Consider the following 25,406-nt stretch of genomic DNA (forward strand, 5'->3'; position numbering starts at 1 on the left):
ATAATAAGACCATGAAGAGAATGATTTCAGCCCTGCTGATTCTGACTTTCTGCGCAGGGATAAGCGCCCGAATCATCCCGCCCGGCGTAGTGAAAGTCAATGATGAACAGCCCCAGTGTGCCGACGTTTCCACTGAATTGTCAGAAGACCGGACACAGACCTGGAACGGTGGTGTGCGCCACGATTTCCAATACGAAGGACGGGATGCCATCGTGGTAGAACCGCAACAGGCAGCCAAAGGACGCCCCTGGATTTGGCGACCGGCTTTCTTCGATGCGTTTCCAAGCGTAGACAAAGCCCTGCTGGAGAAGGGTTTCCATATCGTTTACTATGACGTGACGCATTGTTATGGCAGCCCGAAATCCGTGGCACAGGGAACGGATTTCTACCGATATGTGACGGAGACCTACCGCCTTTCGGAGAAGGTTACCTTAGAAGGCTTCAGCCGAGGAGGACTGTATGCGCTGAACTGGGCCATAGAGCATCCGGAGAAGGTGGCCTGCATCTATCTGGATGCTCCGGTGTGCGACGTGTTCAGCTGGCCCGGAAGAAAGCAGACCGAACTGTGGAAAGGTCTGCTGGATGCATGGGAACTGACAGATGCAGACATGGATTCGTTTACCGGAAATCCGATAGACAACTTGGCTCCTTTGGCCAAGGCGGGCGTTCCCATCCTTGCCGTGTGCGGCGACAGCGACCGGACTGTTCCCTATGAAGAGAATATGGAGGTTTTACGTTCGCGCTACTTAACACTGGGCGCACCGGTGGAGGTGATTCTGAAACCAGGAGGCGACCACCACCCGCACAGTCTGGAGAATCCGGAGCCCGTAGTCAACTTCATCCTGCGCCACCAGTCGTCCTACAAACCCTACGTACACTGCAACGTGCGCGGAAGCCTGCAAAACTCACTAGTCAAGTTCGAGAAGGAACGGAAAGGGCGCGTGGCTTTTCTGGGAGGCTCCATCACGGAGATGAAAGGATGGAAAGACATGGTGGAACAGCAACTGAAGCAGCGTTTCCCCTATACGGAGTTCGACTTCATCGAAGCCGGCATCGGCTCTACGGGAACAACACCGGGTGCCTTCCGCCTGCAACATGACATTCTATCGAAAGGTAAAATAGACTTGTTGTTCGTAGAAGCGGCGGTGAACGACCACACCAACGGATTCTCGCCCTTAGAGCAGGTGCGCGGCATGGAGGGAGAGGTGCGCCATGCCCTGCTGGAGAATCCGGAGACGGACATCGTGATGCTGCATTTCATCTACGACCCTTTCATACCGATGCTGGCCAAGCGTCAGCAACCGGATGTCATACTGAACCACGAACGTGTGGCCAATCACTACCTGGTGCCTTCCATCAATCTGGCGCAGGAAATCAGCGAACGTATGGAAGCCGGGGAATTCACCTGGGAAGACTTCGGAGGGACACACCCGCTTCCGTTCGGGCACACCTTCTACGCAGCAGCCATCGCCCATTTGTTCGATAAGATGTGGACCGGAATCTCGCCGGATGCAAGCATCGGCCCGCACAACATTCCGGAACAGCCGCTCGACACCTTCAGTTATTACCGGGGAGACTTCATCGACTTGGATGCGGCCACGCTGAACAAAGGCTGGAAGTATGTCGCCTCCTGGCATCCGGACAACAGCTACGAGAAACGGCGCGGTTTTGTGGACGTACCGATGTTGGAAGCCACACAGCCGGGAGACAAACTGACACTGGACTTTGAGGGGAAAGCCATCGGCATCTTCTGCACGCCCGGCCCTTCTGCAGGCATCTTGGAATACAGCATAGACGGCGGGAAATTCAAACGCCTGGACACGTTCACTTCTTGGAGCAGCCACCTCTACATTCCTTGGGTCTACATGCTGGAAACAGAACTGGAGACGGGCAGACATCGGTTGGTGCTGCGCATCTCAAAGGAAAAGAACCCTGCCTCGAAAGGGCATGAGTGCCAAATCCGGAATTTTGTAGTAAACAGATAACCATAACAATGGCATGCTGCGGTCTCCTGACGCAAACGGAGAAAGCAGAAAAGACCGCTGCATGCCACACTCTCCTCTCTAAAACTCGTCGACTTTCAGATCCGTACGGAAACGGTCCAACTGCTGCTGAAGGCGGTCTTGCGTTTCTTTGTATGCCGGATCGCCATAGAGGTTATGCAGTTCGTTGGGGTCGTTCTCCAGGTCGTAGAGCTCGTTGCAGTTTACGGCATCACGCTGCCCTTCCTTCCCGCCATAGAAGTGAATCAGCTTGTAGCGACTGTCGCGTACTCCATCGTGACGGCGCACCATGTGTATGGCAGGATAGTCGTAATAGTGATAGTAGAGATACTGCCGCCAGTCTTCAGGCGTCTCGCCATCCAGCAACGGGACAAGCGACGTGCCCGACATGTAACTGGGCTTTTCGATACCGGCAATATCCAGATAAGTCGGAGCATAGTCGATGTTCTGCACCAGGTCATAGTTTTCGAGCCCTTGTTTTTTACCCGGATAGCGGATGATCAGAGGAGTGCGAAAAGATTCCTCGTACATGAACCGCTTGTCGAACCAGCCGTGTTCGCCCATGTAGAATCCCTGGTCGGAGGTGTAGACAATTACCGTGTTATCCATCAGGTCGTGTTCTTTCAGATAATCCATCAGCCGTCCCACTTCGTCATCAATCGTCTTGATGCAGCGCAGGTAGTCGCGGATGTACTGCTGATACTTCCATCTGGTCAGCTCATCCCCCGCAGGCTTTTCTGACAGGAATTCTTGCAGCCGTCCTTCGTAGGCAGCCTCCCAGACCCGGCGTTGTGCATCGTCCATGCGGTCGATGGAGGCCTGCATGCCCCCCACGTTCCACTCGTCCTTATAAGGGCTTTGGTCTTTCAGTCCGTTCAGCTTCAGGTCATACACCATAGTCATCCGGTCGGCGATGCGCATCTCCTGCGTATGGGCCGGCTCGCACCGCGTGGCATAATCGTCATAGAAGGTTTCGGGATAAGGAAACTCCACATCGTCATACAGATGCAGGTATTTCTCTTCGGGCATCCAGTTGCGATGCGGCGCTTTCTGGTGGACAAGCAGGCAGAAAGGTTTGTCGGGGTCACGGTGTTCCAGAAAATCAATGGCATAGTCAGTGGTCAGCTTAGTGGCATATCCTTCCCGCTTCACATATTTTCCGTTGGTTTCCCTGCTTTTGAATTCTGGGTTGTAGTATTCTCCCTGGTCCCACAGAATCTGATAGTAATCGAAACCTTTCGGCTCGCACAGCATGTGCCATTTGCCCACCACGGCTGTTTGGTAGCCATGTTGCTGCAGGATTTCAGAGAAGAAGGTCTTGGTGGTGTCGATTCCCGCTCCCAATTGCCGTTGCCCGTTCTGGTGGCTGTACAGACCTGTCATCAGGCAGGCCCGGCTGGGTGTGGACAACGAGTTTTCCACAAAAGCCCGGCGGAACAGCATGCCTTGCGCCGCCAGACTGTCCAGATGGGGCGTGGGTGCCAGTTTTCCCAGGGCATGCCCGTAGGCACTGAGGGTTTGATACGAATGATCATCCGTCATGATGTGGATGATATTAAGAGGTTTCTGTGCACTCACACTTTCTTTTTGTCCGGCACAGGCGGTCAGCAGAAGGGCAGGAACTATCAGCCCACCGCTCATAAATAAGGTTTTATTCATGTTGATGTTGTTATGTATGATTGTTTTAGATAGCAGACAATAGCAAACAGGATGACAAAGATAAAGATTTGTCGCCGATTAGCCAACAATCTGCCCAACAAATAAGGAATTGTTTCAACAGAGACTATATCAGGTGCGGATTTCACGGATTAAGTAATCTTACAGGTCTATGCCCTTTCGTGTTAATACTTTAGAAGCAAATGGCTTAGCGCTTGGAAGCAGACTGCCTCTATATTAGAACGAAACGTCTGCAACAGAGAAACGGGCGTCGCGATGCAATCTTTTTATGCCGGCTGGCGACCTGAAGCCCTGACCGGAAACGGCCCCGGAGAGAGGAAGCAAAGTTTTTTATTGCAAAAACTTCTTATATTATAAGGTGGAAAGCATCTTTTTTTCCTACATTTGCCGCAAATTCAGTGAAAGAAGCCACTACAAAGAAGATAGTTATGCAGAAAAACCTTGTCATTGTCGAGTCTCCGGCAAAAGCGAAAACGATTGAGAAGTTCCTTGGGAAAGATTTTAAAGTGATGTCCAGCTATGGACACATCCGCGACCTGAAGAAGAAAGCATTCAGCATAGATCTGGCGCACGACTTCAAGCCCGAATATGAAATCCCTGCCGACAAGCGGTCGCTGGTGAGCCAGCTGAAAGAAGAGGCCGCCAAAGCCGATACTGTCTGGCTGGCTTCCGATGAGGACCGCGAAGGAGAGGCCATCGCCTGGCACTTGTATGAGGTGCTGAAACTGAATCCGGAACATACCAAACGTATCGTATTCCATGAAATCACCAAAAGTGCTATCCTGAACGCCATCGAACACCCGCGCCACATCGACCTCAACCTGGTGGATGCTCAGCAGGCACGCCGCGTGCTGGACCGCATCGTGGGTTTCGAACTCTCGCCCGTGCTGTGGCGCAAGGTAAAGCCTGCTCTCTCGGCAGGACGCGTGCAGTCGGTGGCCGTGCGCCTCATCGTGGAGCGCGAACGCGAAATCAATGCCTTCAAGAGCGAGGCAGCCTACCGCGTCACGGCCCTCTTCCTGGTGCCCGATGCCGACGGCAAGCAGACGGAACTGAAAGCAGAACTGTCCCGACGCTTCAAAACCAAGGCTGAGGCGCAACAATTCCTGGAACACTGCCGCTCGGCGCAGTTCGCCATCAGCGACATCACTACGCGTCCCTTGCGCAAAAGTCCCTCGGCACCGTTCACTACTTCTACGCTGCAACAGGAAGCTGCCCGCAAACTGGGCTTCACAGTGGCACAAACCATGATGGTGGCACAACGGCTGTATGAATCGGGAATGATAACCTATATGCGTACCGACTCGGTCAATCTCTCGGAATTTGCTATCCACAGCAGCCGCGAAGCCATCACCCGGCTGATGGGCGAACGCTATGTCTGCACGCGCCACTTCGCTACCCGAACCAAAGGCGCGCAGGAAGCACACGAAGCCATCCGCCCAACCAACATGGACAATCCCAAGATTGACGGTACCCACCAGGAGAAACGCCTCTATGAACTGATATGGAAACGAACCATCGCTTCGCAGATGGCTGACGCGGAACTGGAAAAAACCACTGTGACCATCAGCATCGGCGGACAGAGCGATACGTTCACAGCTACGGGAGAGGTGGTGAAGTTCGACGGATTCCTGCGTGTCTACCGCGACTCGCTGGACGAGGAATCGGACATGCACGAAGATGAGGCTGGCCTGCTACCGCCGTTGAAGAAAGGACAGAAGCTGGCGTGCAGCGAAATCACTGCTACCGAACGCTTCAGCCAGCATCCTCCGCGCTATACCGAAGCCAGCTTGGTGCGCAAATTAGAAGAACTGGGCATCGGACGCCCGTCGACCTATGCGCCTACCATCTCCACTATCCAGCAACGCGAATATGTGGTGAAAGGTGACAAGCCGGGCGAAGAACGGACATACGACGTGCTCTGCCTGCGCGACGGCAAACTGACGGACACCCAAGGCACCGAAATGGCCGGAGCCGAAAAGGCTAAGCTGCTGCCCACCGACACGGGCTTGGTGGTGAACGACTTCCTGACAGAATACTTCCCCGACATACTGGACTATAACTTCACCGCCACGGTAGAAAAACAATTTGATGAAATTGCCGAAGGCGAAAAGAAATGGACCGGCGTACTGCATACCTTCTACAATAAATTCCACCCCTCCGTAGAAAGCACCTTGGCAGCCAAAAGTCCGCACAAGGCAGGCGAACGAATCTTGGGCAAGGAGCCGAAGACTGGCAAGCAGGTATCGGTCAAGATAGGACGCTTCGGACCTATGGCACAAATAGGAGCCGCCGGCGAAGACGAGAAACCGCGTTTTGCACAGCTGCGCAAAGACCAGTCTATCGAAACCATTACATTAGAGGAGGTGCTGGACCTCTTCAAGCTGCCGCGCACATTGGGCGACTACGACGGTCAGCCTGTCACCGTAGGTGCAGGACGCTTCGGGCCTTACGTGCACGGACACGGCATCTACGTCACCCTTCCTAAAGAGATGGATCCCCTGGCCATCACACTGGAAGAAGCCGTCGGCCTGCTGAAAGGGAAGATGGAGGCCGAAGCCAAGCGCCACATCAAGAAGTTTGACGAGGAACCGGAATTGGAAATCATGAACGGTCGCTACGGTCCCTACATTGCCTACAAGGGCAACAACTATAAGATTCCTGCCGGTATCGAACCGGCCGACCTCAGTCTGGCATCGTGCCTGGAGCTGGTCAAATTACAGGCAGAGAAGGTATCCACGCGCAAGAAACGCACGCCCAAAGCTGCCGCTGGTAAAGAAGAAAAAACAAGCAAGACCAAGACAACGAAAGCCTGACTGCCGGTCTAACCGGAGGTTTAAGACAACAGACAGAGCCTGCAAAGTCGGAGCAACTTCATGTGCACCGCTTCGCAGGCTCTGCTTTTCATTGTCAGAGGGCTGCACGCACTCTGTCATTTGTTTGCTATAAGTTGGTCTCTGTCACCACCTGACCGTCGAACAGGTTGACGATGCGGTCGGCATAGCCTGCATCGTGCTGCGAGTGCGTCACCATAACGATGGTAGTGCCCTCGGCGTTCAGTTCTTTCAGCAGTTCCATCACCTCCTTACCGTTCTTCGAGTCGAGGTTACCCGTTGGCTCGTCTGCCAGGATGAGCTTCGGCCCCGCCACCACGGCACGCGCTATGGCCACGCGCTGCTGCTGACCGCCGGAAAGCTGTTGCGGAAAGTGCTTGATGCGGTGCATGATGCCCATACGCTGCATAGCCTGCTCCACCCGCCGTTTGCGTTCGGCAGCCGGAATGCCCATGTAGAGCAGCGGCAGTTCGATGTTCTCATACACGTTCAGTTCATCAATCAGGTTGAAGCTCTGGAATACGAAGCCGATGACTCCCTTGCGCAGGTCGGTGCGCTGTGCCTCGGTGTAGCGCGACACTTCCTTGCCGTTCAGGTAATACTCGCCGGAGGTGGGGTTGTCCAGCAGCCCCAGGATGTTGAGCAAGGTAGACTTGCCGCAACCGGACGGGCCCATGACGGCCACAAACTCGCCTTCGTTCACTTCGATGTTCACATTGGACAAGGCCAATGTCTGTACTTCTTCCGTGCGGAAGATTTTCTGCAGGTTTACTGTCTTAATCATCATAATACTTCAAGTTTTGAATTTTATCGTTATTTATTCGTTATTCTTAATCACTTCTGCCGGATTGAGCCTCATCACTTGCCAGATTTTGTAGCCCGACACAGCCGCCAGCAGCAGCGTAATCAGCACAAAGAGCAGGACGGGCCATTGCCAGCTGCGCACGCTTCCAAACTGCCCGGCTATGTGTATGCCGACAATATAAATCAGGCAGCACGCCAGTACGTAGGTCACGGCAAAGATATACAGGTAGACCTTGGCAAACAAGAAAAAGATGTTGACGGGACGGGCGCCGTTGATCTTGCGGATAGCCACCTCCTTGCGCCGCCCCTGCGTGTCGAGCGAAATGGAAGAGTAGATGCTCAGTACCACCAAGAGCAGGCTCACTACAACCAAGGCCGTCAACGCCATCTGCATCATGCCGATAGCCGCCTTCGTTTCATCATCGTCGGGCAACAGGTGAATATCAACGGGCAGTGTCTCCGGGATGAACTTCCGGCACAGCTGCAACAGTCGTTCCTGAAACTCCCTGACAGACGTGTGCTCATCCACCAGGATGTAGTAGATCTTCGCCGTGGCCGACGGGAAGAACACCGAACCCACGTAATTTTTCTGCTCCACTTCGGCAAACAGGGCCTCGTGGACGCCTGCCACCTGATAGTCTACATCGCCCAGACACACCGTGCCGTCATAACCCTCTTCGTCCAGCAACTGCTTGAAGCGGCGGCTCACGTACACCTGATGCCCGGCGTCGGGCGACACCAGCTTGCCCTCCATCGGGATGTTGAAGAAGGCGAAGTAGTCGGGCGAGCCGTTCTGCATGACCGCAAAGCTCTTGCCTCCATCCCGACGGGGATAGTCAATGAGGCTGAAATCGGTGATGGAGGAAGAAATGTTGGTGTATGTCACCCGCTCCACTTCCGGCATCCGGCGCACCTCGTCCAGCACGGCACCGATGTTCCGCTCCATGTAGCGGCTATTGACCGGAAGCACCACTACCCTCGACTGTTCAGCGCGGGACAAGGGCAGGTATCCGTCGAAGACAACTTCGTCCCACAGCATGTTGATGACAATAAGTCCGCCCAAGAAGAACATGGAGATGAACAGCTGCACGGCAATCATCCAGTTGCGGAACGTATGCTTGCGCCGGGTAGACTGCAGGAAGGCATAGAGGGTGGAGCGTTTCAAGCGAACCATAGGGAAGCACGCCGCCAGCAACCCGACCACCAATATCCCGACATAGACACCGCACTGGATGAGGTAGACCTCACCAATGGGCAGGATGGGGAAATCGGCGGGCAGACGGTCCTTGAGCAACGCAAACACCACTTCCGTGAGAAACAGCGAAAGGAAGAAAGCCAACGTCATCATCAGAAACACCTCCGAAGCAAGAAGCCCGTACAGTCCCTTCAGGCCGGACCCCATGCACTTGCGCAACACCAATTCACGCTGCCGGTTGAAGAAGGTCTGGATGACGAACTTCAGGAAATTAATCATGCCGGACAGCAGAATCAGGGAGGCTATCAGCAGGGCCAGTCCCTGAGCCAACTTGCGGTCCATGTCGCCGTCGCTGATCCGCCGGAGCTGGATGGTGTACTGCCCGTCGTCCGACTGCCACACCCACTGCTCCACATGCTGCCGGAAAGCTTCATAGTCCAGGTTCTCGGGCAGAATAACGTGAACCTGACTGAAGAGGCGTACATCGGGGTTCAGCGACATAGAGAAGTAACAGTCCACAGGCTTGGTGCCCGGACGCACATCATCGGCCACGCCCACAATCTTAAAGGAAGTGGCCTCATCGCCGAAGCGCAGAGACTGGCCGACCGGATTCTCACGACCGAATGCCTTTCGGGCAAACGAGGCCGACAGTACCACGTCGTAAGGTTCCAGTTCGCGGGTCAGCCCCTGTACCGTCTTGTCCAGATAAGCAAAGTTATAGGCATTGACATAAGCCAGACTGACCAGATAGGGCGTCATCCGGCCTTCGCTGTCGATGACTTCCACTTCGCCGTCGTAGGGATACGAAGAGGCAGAGACGTTCTTCACGCCCATCGGCAACAAGTTTTCCTGCAAGCGCAACACTTCATTGCCCGTAAGAGACCGGGTTACTTGGTTATCCTTTACCATATACAAGGTAACACGCCGTTCGTAGTCCGGCAACTCATACGCCTGGTTCACCGCAGCGATAATCATCCACATATAACTGAAGCAGATGATACCCACTGCCAGGCACAAGGCAGAAATCACCTGGTGCGACTTGTACTTCCACATTTGCCGGACAGCAACTTTCAAATAATGCCAGATCATACGCTTTCAAGTTTTTAAGTCTCTAATTTCTCATTCAGCCTTGATGGCTTCTGCCGGGTTCACCCGCGCCACCTTCGCGATACGGAACACCACCGTCAGCGCCGTAACCAACGTAACGGCTAAGAAGATGCCCAGCCAGAACAGCGGACCATAGCTGAAGAAGGCCACGTAGGCCGTCTGCCACTCCTGCAAGATGAGATAGATGAGCGGGAATGCCACCACCGCCGTACCCACCAGCAGCCAGCCGTACATCCGGGCAAAGAGGCTGAATATCTGCCTCCGGCCCGCGCCGTTGACCTTGCGGATGGCCACCTCCTTGCGACGCCGCTCAGTATCGAGCGTGATGGCGGCATAGACGCCCAGCAGGGTAACCACGATGCACACGATGGCGAAGAACAGGACGATGCCGCGCAGGCTGACTTCCATCTGGCATTCTTTCTCCAAGTCTTGCAGCAAGGTGCGCACCTCGGCATGGATGCTGGGCGGGAAGGTTTCCTCCAGAATGGCGGTCACGTGGCTGCGCACGGCTTCTGCCTGGCCGGGACGGCACCTCAGATAACAGTGACCGAAATTGCGACTGTAATCTGCGTACCGGTAGAAAGTGCCCTTTATGGGCTCCCGTTCCCACGGAGACGCATAGGCCGTGGTGGTCAACATGTCGGACACGCCGCACACGGTGACCGGTCCTTCGACCCACGGATAGAGGACCGTGCCGCAAGGTTCCTTCTGTGTCAGGCTGGTGAGACTCTCGGCCAGCTTCTGGTCGACCACGATGTCGGTCGTATCGCGCAGTTCCCGTCCCTGCCGGATGCGCAGGTTCATAAAGTGGAAGAAGTTCGGGGCAACCTTGCGGTAATACAAGTCAAGCCGCAGTTTTTCGCTCTCCCACTTGTCCAGACTCAGTCCCGTGCGCCACTGGTTGTCGGTATAGGCCTCTTCGGCCAGCAGGCAGTCTTCCACGCCGGCATGTTGCTTCATGCGTTCCACCAAGGCCAGCTTATCTGCCATCGACATGAAGGAGTAGTGCATGGGAATGCTCAGGATTTCTTCCTTCTGCGTCTCGGTCAGGTTGTTGAACATGACGGAAGTGACCGTGTTCGTCTGCAAGTAAAGGGACACGGAGAGAGCCACGAACAGCCAGCAGGCAAAGAACTGCACGGCCAGCAGGGTGTTGCGCACGCCATGCTTGCCGCTCCGGCGCGTGCGGCCCGTGCCCCGGATGCCGGCTTGGATGGGGAGGCGACAGGCGTAGGCCACCGTACCGGCGCAGATAACTAAGGTCAGTAGCAAGACTGCCGCCAGGTATTGCGCACAATGTGCCATCAACATCCCCTTATCCACCTCCAGGCTGAAACTTTCGAGCTGGATGTGCAGGTAGGGAGACCCTAACTCCACCAGGCAGGCCGTGACCAGGAAAGCCAGCAGCACCGTCAGCCCCGCCTGGGTGAAGAGCAGGCCCAGCAATTGCCACCCGCGACTGCCCGATACGCGGCGCAGCGAGTATTCGCGCAGGCGGTTGAGGTAGGAGCCGCAGGTGAAGCTGAAGAAATTGAGCAGTCCCACCAGCAGGATGAGTACGCCCAGCGCCAGGGCGATGCCGGCAAATATCAGATAGGGGCTTTCCTGCCAGAACACCTGGCCGAAAGGCACAGCCGTCACCGGTCTTTCGTCACGGCCCATCAGCATCTTCAGGTTCTCCTGGCGGAAGTGGTCGCTGAGTTGCGCCGGCGAGAAACCGGGACGGAGCAAAGCAAACAACTGCCCGCTCAATATATAGTCGGCCTCACGGAACATGTACAAGTAGCTCAGCTCGTCGTTCATCACCAACAAATCCATGGGGCGCATTCCCGTCAGGGTGTTGTTGACGGGAAGGTCCTTCACCACGGCCTGCACGCTGTACGCCACGTTGCCCGATGCCTGCGCCCCGCCGGAACGGGCCACCTGCTGAGCGTTGGTCAGCAACATGCGGCACCCGATGGCCTCGGACGGATGGTCGAACAGGCGTTTGGCCATCCGTTCGGTCAGGATGACGGCATTGGGTGTACGCGACGCGGTCTCCCACGAACCCGCCAGCACCTCCGCGCCGAACACCCGCTGGAAACTGCTATCCACCTCCAGCGTGGCCAATGCCAGGTAGGGCAGTTCTTTGCCCGAAGGCAGCGTCAGCGTGTAATCACGTTTTTCCGAGACGTTCACATAGGTGACGGCCTCTACCCCCGGCGGGAGTTGCGCGGCCAGGCGGTGCGCCAGCGGGATGTGGGCACTGCCGTAGGGTTCGCCGAATTCGTTCTCCAGCTGGACGTCCGCAATGCGGTCGCGGTTCTCAAAACAGCGGTCCGTGGTCAGGATGAACCGTCCCACATAGAAGCAGATGCTGAAGCAGAGCAGACACACGCCCAGCCCCACGATGCTTATCAGGTTTTGCGTCCGATATTTCAGCAGTTGCCGGACGGCGACTTTCAGGTAATGTAGTAACATATTCTCTTTCGTTTTTAATTTGCAATGCTTTTCGTTTACGATTTCTTCACACTCCCCATTCCGACAGGACTTCCTGCCACAGACAGTCTCCTATCGCTTTGCAGCCCGCTTCCTATCGCGAAGCAATCTGCTCCATAGCGCTTGGAAAGAGGCATGAACGGGTAACGCTTTTCTTCAGACCGACGGTTGTCATCCATCGCTCCCCTCACTCCGTCTTTATCGCCTCTGCCGGGTTCACCCGCGCTATCTTCCCGATGCGGAACACCACCGTCAGTGCCGTGACCAGCGCGACAAACAGCAGGATGCCCAGCCAGAACAACGGTCCGGCACCGAAGAACACGGCATACAGCTGGCTCCATTGTTGCAACAGCAAGACGAGCAGCGGCAGAGCGAGCAGGAAGGTAATGCCCAACGTCCACAAATACACGCGGGCAAACAACAAGAATATATGACGGACACCCGCTCCGTTGACCTTGCGGATGGCTACCTCCTTGCGACGCCGCTCGGTGTCGAGCGTAATGGCGGCATACACACCCAGCAGAGTAATGACCACGCACACTACGGCTAAGAACAGCACCACCCCTTTCAGCTTGCTCTCTATGCCCTGCATCTCCTCCACGTCGGCCAGCAGGGTACCCACTTCCGGACGGACGGTATAGGGCAGGGTTTCTGCCAGCAGTGCCGTCACATACTCCCGCACGTCATCCGTCTGCCCCGGATGGCACTTCAGGTAGCAGTGCCCCACGTAATTGTTGGAGTCCAAAGGCAAGAAGGCAAAGCCGCTGAAGAAGCCGGGCTGGTTGCCCCTCCGGTAAACATTGGCCACCAACGGGGCGCAGACGCCGGACACGGCATAGCTGCTCCGGTAGTCATAGAGCGCAACACCCATCAGGCTTTCGCGGCGTTCGGCCAGCATGTCGTCTTCAAACAGCTTGTCCACCACGATTTCACCGCTGTTCTCCGGGGCACGGCCTTGCACCAAGGGGATGTGCATGAATTCGAAGAAGTTCTGCGGCACGCTAAGCAGATTGACGTATATCTCGCGTTTGTTCTCGTCGTCGGGCGGGGCGGTATAAAGCATGTTGCCGGAGACACCGCGCGTGTAGGCAACATCGGCCAGCAGGCAGTCGGCCACACCGGCATGTTGCTTCATGCGTTCCACCAAGGCCAGCTTGTCGGCATTTTTCAGGAAAGAATAGTCGAGGGAGATGCTCAGGATGTCGGCCTTCTCACGGTTGGTCAGCGTGCCGAACAGAGCCGACGTGGTCCTGTCGGCCTGCAGGTAGAGGGCGGCTGCCAAGGTGATAAATATCCAGCAAATGAAATACTGCACACCGAGCATGGCGGTACGCATCCGGTGGCGGCTCCGCACGCTTTGGCCGCGCAAACCGTTCTGCAAGGTCGCACGCCGTGCCCGCATCACCGTGAAGGCGCAGACCAGCAGACTCAGAACCAGCACACACAGCAGGTATTGGACACACTGCCAATGCAGCACCGAAGCGTCAACCACCAGTTCCCACTCCATCAGCGAGAAACGCAGCAAGGGAGTCAGTGCCTCGATAAAGCAGAACGTCAGCAGGAACGCCAGCAACACCACCAGCGCTGCCTGCACGAACAGTTGTGCCAACAGTTGCCTGACATTGCCGCCCAGCACGCGCCGCAGGCTGTACTCGCGGCTGCGGTTGAGGAAGGAGCCAATCTGGAAATAGAAGAAATTGAGCAACCCCACCACGAGCACCAGCACGCCCAGCGCCAACGCCACGCCCAACATATAGCTTGCCACGGAATATTTCCAGAAGCCTTTGGAAGGTGGCCATACAGACACCTCAAATTCCTCGTTGTAAAGACTGTATTTCACCCCGGCACGGCGGAAACTCTCCTCCAAATCCTGCAAGGCCTTCCCTCCCCGGCGCAACAAGGCATAGGTGGAGCCGCCGGTCATCTCGGCGTTGCCCTCCCATTGCAGCAGACCGTCGCTGTCGTTCAGCACCAGCATGTCGATGGGGCGCATGAAGTTCAGGCTGTTGTTGCGGGGCAGGTCGGCCATGACAGCCTGCACGGTATAAATGACACCGCCCCGTTTCTGAGAGAAAGGCAGTTTCAGGGTTGTCTCCAGCTGCCTCCCGATGGCGTCGGACAGGTTGTCGCCAAAGATGCGCCGTGCCACGCTTTCGGTCAGCACCACGGCATTGGGCGTCCGCACCGCCGCCTGCCACGTGCCCGCCACAATATCCGGACCGAAGACTTGCCGGAAGCAGCTGTCCGTCTCCAAGCATATCAGCGGAGCAAAGGGGAAGAACTCCCCTTCCTGCACTTCGATGCGGAAGGAACGTTCGCCCGGATAGGCAACGAAGGTCATCGCCTCCACCTCATCCCATTGCATCTGCCGCAGACGGAGAGGCAACGGAGCGGGCGTGCCCGCAAAAGTCTCGCCACTTGCCGATGTCAGATGCAGTTCGGCCATGCGGTCGCGATTCTCAAAGCAACTGTCCGTAGCCAGGATAAATCGTCCCACATAGAGGCTGATGCTGAAGCAGAGCAGGCACACGCCCAGCCCCACGATGCTAATCAGGTTCTGCGTCCGGTACTTTAGCAGTTGCCGGACGGCAATCTTCAGATAGTGCACAAACATAATATTTAATTCTTACTCTTATTTCTTCTTTCTTAGTTCTTCATTCTCTAAAACTCACTCCCTTTTAAGCGAATCCACCGGATTGGCAGAGGCAGCCTGGCGGATTTGCCACCACAACATGCTCCACGACAGCAACACCACCAACAGCAGGGCCACAACAAATATCCAAATCTGCAACGGCGCTTTCACCACATAGTCTGCCGTATAACGATAGACGATGTACCAGCCTAACGGCACCGACCCAACAAATGCCGTACCCAGCACGATGGCATACTTGCGGAAGAGCAGACGGTAGAGGTCTCGATGCTTGGCACCGTTCACCTTGCGGATGGCTATCTCACGGTAACGCTGACGGATGTCGAAGAGCGACACGCCCAGCAGTCCCAGACAGGACACCAGGATGGCAATCAGCGCAAAGGCGGTACAGATGTAGGCTACGCGGCGGTCGTCGGCATAAATCCCGGCCACCAGGTCGGAAAGGTGGGTGAACGAGAACTCATCGGTGTGATAGGCTTCCTGCGCCGTCTCACGCAGATAATTCATCAGGTCACGTTCGCGTCCCGGAACGACGGACAGCGCCCACTTGTTGCCGTAGTCGGGTCCACCCATCAAGAATGCCATAGGCTGCACGCCACACGAAAGATGTCCGGCACAGTAGTTCTCTACCACCGCGCTGACGGGCATCAGTTGCGTGCCACCTTCCTCGATGCCAAACGCCGAGTAAGACATCCACAGGGGCGTCTCGCTGCGCACGAAAGCCTCTTCGCGACTCGTGTAGCCAAATAGTTCCATGGCCCGGCGGTTGAGCACCATCTGAAAGTCTGAGCCTTGCCATTCTACACTTCCCTCCAGCACAGGGATGTCGTAAAACTCGAAGAACCCGGCCGGGACAAAGAACACCGTCACAGCCACTTCCTTGCCACGGTCGTTGTGCAGCGTGGAGATATAGCCTTGGGACAACACATCGACATCGCTGATAACCAGTTTCTTGTCGATGTACGGGCAAGCTTCGATGCGGTGCGACACTTCCTGCTGACGGGCATACTCTGCCCGCTCTTCCACCTCACCCAGCGACCGGTGGTTTCTTCTTTCGCGGCTGAGGTCGGCATACACGATGCCTTCCGTGCGAAACCCCGGTGGCATGTCCATCCACAAACGCAGTTGTTGGACGAAATAGACAGAGAGCACCACCAACAGCAACGTCACCAGATATTGCATGAAAAGGAAAACCATCCGCACCGCCACCGACTGACGGGCCGTACCAATGGTGCGGAGCGAAAGCATGGGTGGACGGTAATTATAGCGCAGATAGGGATAGGCCGACGTAAGCAGAGGAAAGAGAAAAAGGAAAACTACGGAAAGCCATGTGTCAAAAGTTGTATAACCGATGGTTTCACCCACTTGTCGGTTCAGCACGGGCTGCCCGATCTCCACCAATGCCCATGCCAATATCAACGCCCCGGCGCAGAGCAGGAAGTTTTCGGCATAAATCTGCAGGAACAGGGGCAGACGTTGCAGGCCGAACACCTTCTTGATGCCATACTCCTTGCTGCGCTTCATCATCAGCACCATGTAGATATTGATGAAGTTGAGCATTCCCACCAATAAGAGAAGCACCACCACGCCCATGAACAGATATAAGGCACGTTGGTTGCCTTGCCTGCGCATAAGGACGTTTTCTTCATCGGCAGAAGTCTGGTCGAAATAGAACTCGCGCAAGGTCAGGAAGTGGTAACGCACCGATTTGTTCCCCTGCATGCCAATCGCGCCTTCGGGCAGTTTCTCCTCACGATAGACACGGGCATGGCGGTTGATGGCCTGCAAATCTACAGACGGCAACACATGAATCAGTTCGGCAGGCATCCGCGACCAATGTTCGCTCAGGCCGCCAGCCACCACCATGTCGAAATCGAACGTCGTCTTACAGACCGGCTGCCCGATGACGCCGCGCACCGTTGCCGTCTCGCCACAGTAGCTCAGCACCTGCCCCACGGGATTCTCACGGCCGAAAAGCCGGCGGGCACAATCCTCGGTCAGCACCACGTCGGTAGGTGTTTCCAGCGCCGCCTTGCCTGCCCGCACAGGATAACGGAAAAGACGAAAGAACACAGAATCTGTCACCAACACATTGGCCTGGAAACTCCGGTCGCCCTGCAACACATTGTCGTTCTGGTTCAGGATAAACCGGCATCGCTCCAGCACCTGACTGTCGGAAATATAGACTGTATCCGGATTGACCCAGCTGCTGTTTATGAGGGTAGGGGAAACATTACCCGCTACATCCCGCAGGGGGACTACAATGTGTTCGCGGTCAATACAGTGCGTATCCACTGTGTACTCGCGGTGCAGGTATCGCGTCAACATGATGCAGCATCCCAGGCTTAGGGCCAGCCCGACCACATTGATTATCGTATAAGACTTGGCACGCGCCAGATGGCGGGCCGCATATTTCAAGGTTTTCATAAGCAAACTTTTTAAATTGAGAATTGAGAATTAAGAATTGAGAAATTGAGAATCAAACATGCGCGGGAAACTTCTTGTCCTTGCGTAGGCGCCCACTCTGCTTTTCTTTCTTCATGCTTAGTTCCTCATTCCCAATTTCTCCATTCTCTATTTCTCAATTCTTAATTCTCAATTCTCAATTACTTAATCACAAGTTCCTCCGCCTCGCCAAAGGTATCATATCCTGTGGTAATTACCCAATCGCCGGGCTGCAAACCGTCGGTTACTTCATATTGTTGCGGATTTTGTCGTCCGATAGTCAAAGGGACACGCCGGGCACGGGTACGGTCGGCATTCAACTTATATATCCACTGCCCGGCCGTGCTTTGGTAGAAGTCACCGCGACGGATGACCAATGCTTCTTCGGGCTGTCCCAGTTCTATCTGCACGCGGAAACTCTTGCCCACACGCACATTATCCGGCAGGGAATCGGTAGTGAAGACCAGGTCGACATCGAACGTGCGGTCCTTCACCTCGGGCACCACCTTCGACACACGCAGTGGATAGCGATGCCCCTGGTAGGTGATGGAAGCAGGTAATCCGGTAGTGACGCGGTCGATATAATACTCACTCAGGGCGGTGTGTATCTTGTACTGGTCCAGTACCTTCACCTCGGCGATGTTCTCGGCAGCGGACACCTGCTGTCCGGGCACCACCTTGACAAAGCTCAGTTGTCCGCTCACGGGAGCCGTCACTACCAGGTCGTCCAGTCTTTTTCTGGCACGCTCATACTTCTTGCGTTCACGCTCCCGGTCGCCTCGCAACAGGTCGCGACGGATGATATTGACAGCCGAGTCATGTCGCAGACTCTCGCGCTCCAGGCGGGCGGTCTCCAGCTTGAAGCGGTATTCGGCTTCGGCCACCTCCAACTGCGCCTTGCTCTTGACGCCCATGCCATATTCTTCCTTGTCCAATTGGAACGTCTTGCGCAAGCTCTCCAGTTCATATTCGGTCTGCAGGGCCTGTTTTTGGAGGGTGATGCGTTGCTGCTCCATTTCGATTTCTTTCTCCTGGTAAGTGATGAGCTGCTTCTCCCACTCGTCGCGCTGGTCTTCGATGTTACGCAACAGTTCGGGGTTCTCCAGCACGAGGATGGTATCTCCCTGCTGCAGCAGACTTCCTTCTTCGGCCACAATACGCTGCACGCTGCCTGCCTCACCGGCATTGACCAGGATGGTGAGGATGGGCTGTACAAGCCCTTCAACATCGACGTATTCCAGGAAATTGTCGTTCTTCACTTCGCAAATTTGTATGTCTTCCATAGAAACACGCAGACGGCGCGGTCCCAACGACAAGATGACAACATAGATGAGCAAAGCCAGAAAGGCAACCCCACCCAGCAGATAATAACGATAACGTATATACCACGGTTTCTTTTCCAATTGTATGTCCATGAATGTAATGAATAATGGTTAATGATAGTTGGTTAATAGAGAAGGCGGTGCCTGCTGTTATGGGGAAACGCCACGATAAGAGGTATCTACCAGTAAATCCTCCAATCTTTCCTCCAGGGGCTGACCGTGCTCGAAATCGTAGAGCGTGAGGCTGCGCAAGGTATAGAACAGACTCCAATACTCGTAGAGGGCATTGATGTAATTGCGCCGTGCCGAGTCTTTTTCGCTGATAGAGGCATTCAAGTCGAGCACGGTGGATTTGCCCAGCAGATAGAGTTTGCGCGCCACCTCGGCCCTGCGCTGGGCGGTATGGTCGGTGCGTGCCGCGATGTGTACCCGCTGCGACTGCAGGTTAAACTGCTTCACCAGTTTGCGCACATTGAGTTGAAAGTCGGTTCTGTCCTGCTCCACCTGCGTATGGACCAGGTCACGGTTGGAGCGTGCCACGCGCACCTGCCCCTTGCCGCGTCCCCAATCCAGGATAGGTAACGAGATGCTCAGGCTGACATACTGCTGGTTCAAAGGGTCGCGGTAAGCCTCGCGGAATTTATCTCCCGTCTGAGTCAGTCCGAAGCGCAGGTAAATGTCGGCCTTCAATCCGGCATTGGCACGTGCACTGGCCACGCTGCTCTCGCTCTCCAACTTGCGGCGCTGCATGTTCAGGATGTCGGGGCTGTTGGTATTGGCCAGCAAGAGAGCTTCGTTCAGGTTGACGATGAAAGAGGGAATAGAGTCGTTCAGTTTCACCTGCAAATCCACGTCTTCCCGTATGCCCAGATAAGAACGCAACTCCTGCATGCAATTCTCCACCTCAATGCGGGCGTTCATGCAGTTGGCCTCCTCGGTCAGTTTGTTGATTTCCAGCTGAAGCATCTCATTCTCGCTGATGGTACCGATGTCGTAACGTCCCTTGGCATAAGTATAAAGAGTATCAGCATGGGCATAGTTGGTGGTGGCAATCTCCAGGTTGCTCTGCGCGGTGGCCAGGTCGAAAAACTTTTGCGTGGCCGATGCAGCTACCAGTTCCAGCGTTTCCACGTAGGTCTTCCGTGCCTCCTGGTAGCGCACCGGTTCAATGCGTTTGTCCCACTTCAGGCTGTTATAGCCGAAGAGGCTCTGCCGGTAGCCGATAGTCACGGGCGAAGTCTGCCACGACGAGGAATGGTCACTGAACATGTCGAGCCGCTGGGCCGAGGTTTCCAGAAAGAGCGTGCCGCCTGTCAGTGGAATGTTCTGGGTGAGACTCAGCGTGAGGTCGGTACTCAACAGATTCTGCTCCACAAAGCGTACCGACCCGTCGCTCATGGTAATCCGGTTAATGGCACGGTCCAGGTAGGGGGAGGAAGTCAAGGTAAGGGCCGGCAGATAGTTCGCCCGGTAATAGCGATAGTTCCAATAGGCCGAACGGAAAGCATGGCGGGCACTTTGCGCATCGGGCGACAAGTTGCGTGCCCGCTCGATGGTTTGTTCCAAGGTGAGAGCAAGCACCTGTCCGTGAGCCGCCGGAACGCCCGACAGTCCGCATAGCAAAGCCAGCCAAAGAAGTTTTATTCTCATAAGCAATCTTTTTTTTCCTATCCGGGTTTCAAAAACCGTGCCAAACGAACAAATCACTTAGGTACAGCATATTACCGTGCAAGGAACCGGCAGAAAAGTGTGCAGAACCGCACAAAAAACGTGCAGAACCGCACGCACAACACATGAATATTATCCGTATCTTTGCCGCCAAGAATAATCATAACATACAGTTTCTCCCGAAATCGCACTTTTGCTTATGGAACAACTCGGTAAAATTCTTATCATCGACGACAACGAAGACGTGCTCTTCGCACTCAATCTGCTGCTGGAGCCCTACGCGGAGAAAATCAAGGTGGCCGTCAGTCCGGAACGCATCGAGCACTTCATGCGCACATTCCACCCCGATCTCATCCTGCTGGACATGAACTTCAGCCGCGACGTAGTGAGCGGGCAGGAAGGCTTCGACAGTCTGAAACAGATTCTGCGCATCGACCCGCAGGCCGTGGTCATCTTCATGACCGCCTATGCCGACACCGACAAAGCCGTGCGGGCCATCAAGGCCGGTGCCACCGACTTCATACCCAAGCCCTGGGAGAAAGAAAAACTGCTCGCCACCCTTTCGTCGGGCATAAAGCTGCGCCGCTCCCGCTGCGAAGTGAATCTGCTGAAAGAGCAGGTGGAAGTGCTGAGCGGACCGGCAGGCGGAGGTCCCGAAGAAACGGTCATCGGAGAATCGGAATCCATGCGACAGATTTTCGCCACCGTAGAAAAATTGCGGGAAGCCGATGCCAACATTCTCATACTGGGCGAAAACGGCACCGGCAAAGACATCATAGCCCGGATGCTTTACCGGCATTCGCCCCGATGCGGCAAGCCTTTCGTCACCATCGACCTGGGCAGCATCCCCGAACAGTTGTTTGAAAGCGAACTCTTCGGCTACGAAAAAGGTGCCTTCACCGATGCCCGCAAGTCCAAAGCCGGACGTATGGAAGCTGCCACGGGCGGCACGCTCTTCTTGGACGAGATAGGCAACCTCTCGCTGCCGATGCAAGCCAAACTGCTGACTGCCATCGAAAAGAGGCAAATCACCCGGTTGGGCAGTACGCAGACTACCCCCATTGATGTACGGCTCATCTGTGCCACCAATGCCGATATCCGGCACTTGGTAGAGGAAGGGCAGTTCCGCCAGGACCTGCTCTACCGCATCAACACCATCGAACTGCATATCCCGCCTTTGCGCGAACGGGGAAATGACATTCTCCTGCTGGCCGAACATTTCCTGCAACGCTATGCCCGCAAATACCAGAAGGAAATGCGGGGATTGACGCGCGAAGCCAAAAACAAACTATTGAAATATGCCTGGCCCGGCAACGTGCGCGAACTGCAGCACACCATGGAGCGCGCCGTGCTGTTGGGAGACGGCTCGCTGCTCCGACCGGAAAACTTTCTGTTGCAGGCTGCCGAACCGCGCGCATCGCATAAAAACCAGGAAAACGAGACCCTGAACTTGGAACAGCTGGAACGCCAGGCCATCGAACGGGCCATGCGCCTGAGCAACGGAAACATGACACGGGCGGCAGAGTATTTGGGCATCACCCGCTTTGCCCTCTATCGGAAAATAGAAAAATTAGGATTATGAAACGTTATTCCATCACCGTCATGCTCCACGTGGCAGGCATTGCCCTGCTGGCGATAGGAGTTTATCTGCTGGTCATTCACCGGTTGTGGTTTTGCGCAGCCACGGTAGGCTTGCTGCTGCTGGCCACTGCCGTCCACCTCTACCGGATGCAGATGGTACAGATGCGCATGATGCGCCGCTTGGCAGAAAGCCTGCGCCACGACGACATGATGCTTTCTTTCCGCTCACCCTACCACAACCGTCCTATGGAGGAGATGGCCGACGAACTGTCGGAAGCCATGAAGAATTTCCGGACCCGAGTGCTGGAGCGCAATGAGATGGAGGCCTGGCAAAAGCTCATCCGCGTGCTGACCCACGAAATCATGAACTCCATCACACCCATCCTCTCACTGAGCGAAACGCTGAGCGAGCGCGAGGTGAACGAGCACAACTACGCCGTGATGCAGCAAGGCATGCGCACCATCTGCCGCCGCAGCAAGGGACTGCTGGAGTTTGTAGAAAACTACCGCAAACTCACCCGCCTGCCTGCCCCGGTACGCCGCCCGGTCTCTGTGCGTGAACTGCTGACCGACCTATGCAAACTCTATCCTGAACCTTATATCCACATCCACGTCCCTGCCGAAGACATCACCCTGCACATCGACCGCGCCCAAGTGGAGCAGGTGCTCATTAACCTCATCAAGAACGCACGCGAGGCATGTGCCAGGGTGAAGGAGCCGTCCATCGAAATAGGAACCGCCACTGCCCTCTCGTGGGAATGCCTCATCTACGTGCGCGACAACGGCGAGGGCATTCTGCCCGACGTACAGGACAAGGTGTTCGTGCCTTTCTTCACCACCAAACCCAGCGGTTCGGGCATCGGACTGAGTCTCTGCCGCCAGATTATGAACCGGCACGGGGGAAACATCACGTTGCAGTCTGCAGTGGGGCAAGGGAGTTGCTTCACGCTGCTGTTCTAACGGCAGACCAGAAAAAAAGATACACAAACCGGACGGATACAGAGTCCTCGCGCGCGATATACGATTTTTTTTTCTTAGTCCATGTTGCATACGCGGTGCATTTGTTGCATTTGTTGGTGCATCGCAAGTGCATTTTTGTTGCATTTCTGTTGCATCGCAGGTGCATTTGTTGCATTTTTCAGGATAAGTTATTATACATCAACTCTTAAGCTATTCGAAGGCAATTGCAGCGGTATTCGCAGCCGACTGCCAGTCCTCTCGAACTCCGCACTCAAAACAAGAAGACAAACATCGTCTCAATATGGGTCAGAAAACAGCATCCGAGAACGAGAAATGAAGAATGTTTCGGTATCCGGGAAACACCCAAAAGTATCCGGTTGCACCTCAACGGGATACTTTTTCGCTCAAAAAACGCAGTTTTGGTGCACTTTGGTACACACACTACACAACACTACACAACACTACACAACACGAGAATCCCCTCCTCAAAGGTTCCCCGCCGCCGGGGAACCGAAGACGCAGGCCGTTTGCCTGCGGAGGAAGGAGACTGCGTTATTTTGTGGTACAAAATGCCTGTCATCCCCCAGTGGGTGTCGCAGAAAAAGTCTACCTTTGCAGCACAACAGAGCAGAATGTCGATTCTTCTCCCGATATTCGCTCCGTCTCGTTTCTTTATCGTATCTTTGCAGCCAAAGAAAAAATAACACGTATCGACCCATGAAGATTGAAGAAAAACTGACCAAGGCCGTTGTGGACGGCTTGAAAGCACTCTACGGGCAGGACGTAGCCGCCGCCCAGGTGCAGTTGCAGAAAACGAAGAAAGAATTTGAAGGACACCTCACGCTGGTGGTCTTCCCTTTCCTGCGCATGTCGCGCAAAGGACCCGAACAGACCGCACAGGAAATCGGCGAATACCTCAAGGCAAACGAACCTGCCGTGGCTGCCTACAACGTCATCAAGGGTTTCCTGAACCTCACGGTGGCACCGTCTGCCTGGATTGAACTGCTGGACGACATCCATGCCGACGACCGCTACGGACTGACCGCCGCCACGCCGGAGTCGCCCTTAGTGATGATTGAATATTCTTCGCCCAACACCAACAAGCCCCTCCATCTGGGACATGTGCGCAACAACCTCTTAGGCAACGCACTGGCCAACATCATCGCAGCCAACGGCAACCGCGTGGTGAAGACCAACATCGTCAACGACCGCGGCATACACATCTGCAAGTCCATGCTGGCCTGGCTGAAATACGGCAACGGCGAAACACCCGAATCCAGCGGCAAGAAGGGCGACCACCTCATCGGCGACTACTACGTGGCTTTCGACAAGCACTACAAGGCCGAAGTGGCCCAGCTGATGGAACAGGGACAGACCAAGGAAGAAGCCGAAGCCAACGCCCCGCTAATGAAGGAAGCCCGCGAAATGCTGGTGAAATGGGAAGCCGGCGACCCCGAAGTGCGTGCCCTCTGGAAGAAGATGAACGACTGGGTATATGCCGGTTTCGACGAGACCTACCGCATGATGGGGGTCAGCTTCGACAAGATTTACTACGAATCTGAAACCTACCTCGAAGGCAAAAAGAAAGTGCTGGAGGGATTGGAGAAGGGACTGTTCTACCGCAAGGAAGACGGCTCGGTGTGGGCCGACCTTACGGGTGAGGGACTGGACCACAAGCTGCTGCTCCGCTCCGACGGCACATCGGTGTACATGACGCAAGACATCGGCACTGCCGAGCAACGCTTCTCGGACTATCCCATCGACAAGATGATTTATGTGGTGGGCAACGAGCAGAACTACCACTTCCAGGTGCTCAGCATTTTGCTGGACCGCCTCGGCTTCGAATGGGGAAAGAGCCTGGTGCACTTCTCTTACGGCATGGTGGAACTGCCTGAGGGCAAGATGAAAAGCCGCGAGGGTACCGTGGTGGATGCCGACGACCTCATGGCTGAAATGATAGCCACCGCCCGCGAGACCAGCGGCGACCTGGGCAAGCTGGACGGGCTGACGCCTGAAGAGGCCGAAGAAATCGCCCGCATCGTGGGACTGGGTGCGCTGAAGTATTTCATCCTCAAGGTGGATGCCCGCAAGAACATGACGTTCAACCCCAAGGAGTCTATCGACTTCAACGGCAACACGGGGCCCTTCATCCAATACACCTACGCCCGCATCCGTTCCGTGCTGCGCAAGGCACAGGAGGCAGGCATCACACTGCCCGAACGTCTGCCCGAAGGTATCGGACTGAGCGCCAAAGAAGAAGGTCTTGTGCAGATGCTGGCCGACTTTGCCGCTGTGGTGCGCCAGGCTGGCACGGACTACAGCCCTTCGCTCATTGCCAACTACTGCTACGACCTGGTGAAGGAATACAACCAGTTCTACCACGACTTCAGCATCCTGCGCGAAGAGAACGAAGCCATCCGTCTGTTCCGCTTGGTGCTCTCTGCCGAGGTGGCAAAAATCGTGAAGTCGGGCATGGGCCTGCTGGGCATCGAAGTGCCGGAACGTATGTAAACCGGACATTGAAGACGGAAGTTGTGGAATGATATTATTTTTGAAGAGTGAAGAATGAGGCATCTGTCATGGTAAACGGAGCGCAGCGTGGTCGAAACATCTTCTTCTGGCACAGCCAAAGGAGCCATGCCCTACAGGCTTCGCTACCAATGACAGGTACCCACTCCTCTT

The 25,406-nt window shown here is 55.3% G+C and carries 13 protein-coding genes; 5 read left to right on the forward strand and 8 right to left on the reverse strand.

Annotated elements, in window-relative coordinates; translation table 11 throughout:
* Positions 1 to 11 precede the first annotated feature (11 nt).
* The gene (locus tag B5F34_RS03925; RefSeq protein WP_087335280.1) at positions 12 to 1,985 is read left to right on the forward strand and encodes an alpha/beta fold hydrolase; all 1,974 of its coding nucleotides are present in this window, start codon (positions 12 to 14) and stop codon (positions 1,983 to 1,985) included.
* A gap of 78 nt (positions 1,986 to 2,063) precedes the next feature.
* Here the strand turns inward: B5F34_RS03925 and B5F34_RS03930 are convergent, their stop codons facing one another.
* The gene (locus tag B5F34_RS03930; RefSeq protein WP_239448795.1) at positions 2,064 to 3,662 is read right to left on the reverse strand and encodes a sulfatase; all 1,599 of its coding nucleotides are present in this window, start codon (positions 3,660 to 3,662) and stop codon (positions 2,064 to 2,066) included.
* A 446-nt stretch (positions 3,663 to 4,108) separates the two neighbouring features.
* Between B5F34_RS03930 and topA the strand changes: the two genes are divergently transcribed.
* On the forward strand, positions 4,109 to 6,496 hold the full coding sequence (topA, locus tag B5F34_RS03935) for a type I DNA topoisomerase (protein WP_087335284.1): 2,388 nt from the start codon (positions 4,109 to 4,111) through the stop codon (positions 6,494 to 6,496).
* A 127-nt stretch (positions 6,497 to 6,623) separates the two neighbouring features.
* Here the strand turns inward: topA and B5F34_RS03940 are convergent, their stop codons facing one another.
* The 7 genes from B5F34_RS03940 to B5F34_RS03970 all read right to left on the reverse strand — a co-directional run bounded on the left by B5F34_RS03940 (position 6,624) and on the right by B5F34_RS03970 (position 20,165).
* Positions 6,624 to 7,298 carry an ABC transporter ATP-binding protein gene (locus tag B5F34_RS03940; protein WP_087335398.1) on the reverse strand — a complete coding sequence of 225 codons (675 nt, stop codon included), beginning with the start codon at positions 7,296 to 7,298 and terminating at the stop codon, positions 6,624 to 6,626.
* 33 nt (positions 7,299 to 7,331) lie between these two features.
* Positions 7,332 to 9,602: an ABC transporter permease gene (locus B5F34_RS03945; protein ID WP_087335285.1), complete on the reverse strand. Its 2,271-nt coding sequence runs from the start codon at positions 9,600 to 9,602 to the stop codon at positions 7,332 to 7,334.
* Positions 9,603 to 9,632: 30 nt separating this feature from the next.
* Positions 9,633 to 12,080 (reverse strand): ABC transporter permease, encoded by a 2,448-nt coding sequence (locus B5F34_RS03950; RefSeq protein ID WP_087335287.1) that lies wholly within the window; start codon positions 12,078 to 12,080, stop codon positions 9,633 to 9,635.
* A 205-nt stretch (positions 12,081 to 12,285) separates the two neighbouring features.
* On the reverse strand, positions 12,286 to 14,712 hold the full coding sequence (locus B5F34_RS03955; RefSeq protein ID WP_087335289.1) for an ABC transporter permease: 2,427 nt from the start codon (positions 14,710 to 14,712) through the stop codon (positions 12,286 to 12,288).
* Positions 14,713 to 14,766: 54 nt separating this feature from the next.
* Positions 14,767 to 17,175, reverse strand: a complete 2,409-nt coding sequence (locus B5F34_RS03960; RefSeq protein ID WP_087335290.1) for an FtsX-like permease family protein — start codon at positions 17,173 to 17,175, stop codon at positions 14,767 to 14,769.
* 179 nt (positions 17,176 to 17,354) lie between these two features.
* A complete protein-coding gene (locus B5F34_RS03965) occupies positions 17,355 to 18,608 on the reverse strand; it encodes an HlyD family efflux transporter periplasmic adaptor subunit (protein WP_087335293.1) in 1,254 nt (417 codons plus the stop codon).
* A gap of 57 nt (positions 18,609 to 18,665) precedes the next feature.
* The gene (locus tag B5F34_RS03970; protein WP_087335295.1) at positions 18,666 to 20,165 is read right to left on the reverse strand and encodes a TolC family protein; all 1,500 of its coding nucleotides are present in this window, start codon (positions 20,163 to 20,165) and stop codon (positions 18,666 to 18,668) included.
* Between the two features lie 217 nt (positions 20,166 to 20,382).
* Between B5F34_RS03970 and B5F34_RS03975 the strand changes: the two genes are divergently transcribed.
* The 3 genes from B5F34_RS03975 (at position 20,383) to argS (ending at position 25,235) form a co-directional block, all read left to right on the forward strand.
* On the forward strand, positions 20,383 to 21,765 hold the full coding sequence (locus tag B5F34_RS03975; protein ID WP_087335297.1) for a sigma-54 dependent transcriptional regulator: 1,383 nt from the start codon (positions 20,383 to 20,385) through the stop codon (positions 21,763 to 21,765).
* On the forward strand, positions 21,762 to 22,724 hold the full coding sequence (locus tag B5F34_RS03980; RefSeq protein WP_087335299.1) for a HAMP domain-containing sensor histidine kinase: 963 nt from the start codon (positions 21,762 to 21,764) through the stop codon (positions 22,722 to 22,724). Before B5F34_RS03975 ends, B5F34_RS03980 begins: the two co-directional genes overlap by 4 nt.
* A gap of 717 nt (positions 22,725 to 23,441) precedes the next feature.
* Positions 23,442 to 25,235: an arginine--tRNA ligase gene (argS, locus tag B5F34_RS03985; protein WP_087335301.1), complete on the forward strand. Its 1,794-nt coding sequence runs from the start codon at positions 23,442 to 23,444 to the stop codon at positions 25,233 to 25,235.
* The last annotated feature ends 171 nt before the right edge of the window (positions 25,236 to 25,406 follow it).

This window comes from Mediterranea sp. An20 (assembly GCF_002160055.1).
GTDB lineage: Bacteria > Bacteroidota > Bacteroidia > Bacteroidales > Bacteroidaceae > Bacteroides > Bacteroides avicola.

Excerpts from the sequence above, each read along its gene's own strand:
- B5F34_RS03925 (WP_087335280.1), top strand. The coding sequence starts at position 12 with ATGAAGAGAATGATTTCAGCCCTGCTGATTCTGACTTTCTGCGCAGGG.
- B5F34_RS03930 (WP_239448795.1), bottom strand. The coding sequence starts at position 3,662 with ATGAATAAAACCTTATTTATGAGCGGTGGGCTGATAGTTCCTGCCCTT.
- topA (WP_087335284.1), top strand. The coding sequence starts at position 4,109 with ATGCAGAAAAACCTTGTCATTGTCGAGTCTCCGGCAAAAGCGAAAACG.
- B5F34_RS03940 (WP_087335398.1), bottom strand. The coding sequence starts at position 7,298 with ATGATTAAGACAGTAAACCTGCAGAAAATCTTCCGCACGGAAGAAGTA.
- B5F34_RS03945 (WP_087335285.1), bottom strand. The coding sequence starts at position 9,602 with ATGATCTGGCATTATTTGAAAGTTGCTGTCCGGCAAATGTGGAAGTAC.
- B5F34_RS03950 (WP_087335287.1), bottom strand. The coding sequence starts at position 12,080 with ATGTTACTACATTACCTGAAAGTCGCCGTCCGGCAACTGCTGAAATAT.
- B5F34_RS03955 (WP_087335289.1), bottom strand. The coding sequence starts at position 14,712 with ATGTTTGTGCACTATCTGAAGATTGCCGTCCGGCAACTGCTAAAGTAC.
- B5F34_RS03960 (WP_087335290.1), bottom strand. The coding sequence starts at position 17,175 with ATGAAAACCTTGAAATATGCGGCCCGCCATCTGGCGCGTGCCAAGTCT.
- B5F34_RS03965 (WP_087335293.1), bottom strand. The coding sequence starts at position 18,608 with ATGGACATACAATTGGAAAAGAAACCGTGGTATATACGTTATCGTTAT.
- B5F34_RS03970 (WP_087335295.1), bottom strand. The coding sequence starts at position 20,165 with ATGAGAATAAAACTTCTTTGGCTGGCTTTGCTATGCGGACTGTCGGGC.
- B5F34_RS03975 (WP_087335297.1), top strand. The coding sequence starts at position 20,383 with ATGGAACAACTCGGTAAAATTCTTATCATCGACGACAACGAAGACGTG.
- B5F34_RS03980 (WP_087335299.1), top strand. The coding sequence starts at position 21,762 with ATGAAACGTTATTCCATCACCGTCATGCTCCACGTGGCAGGCATTGCC.
- argS (WP_087335301.1), top strand. The coding sequence starts at position 23,442 with ATGAAGATTGAAGAAAAACTGACCAAGGCCGTTGTGGACGGCTTGAAA.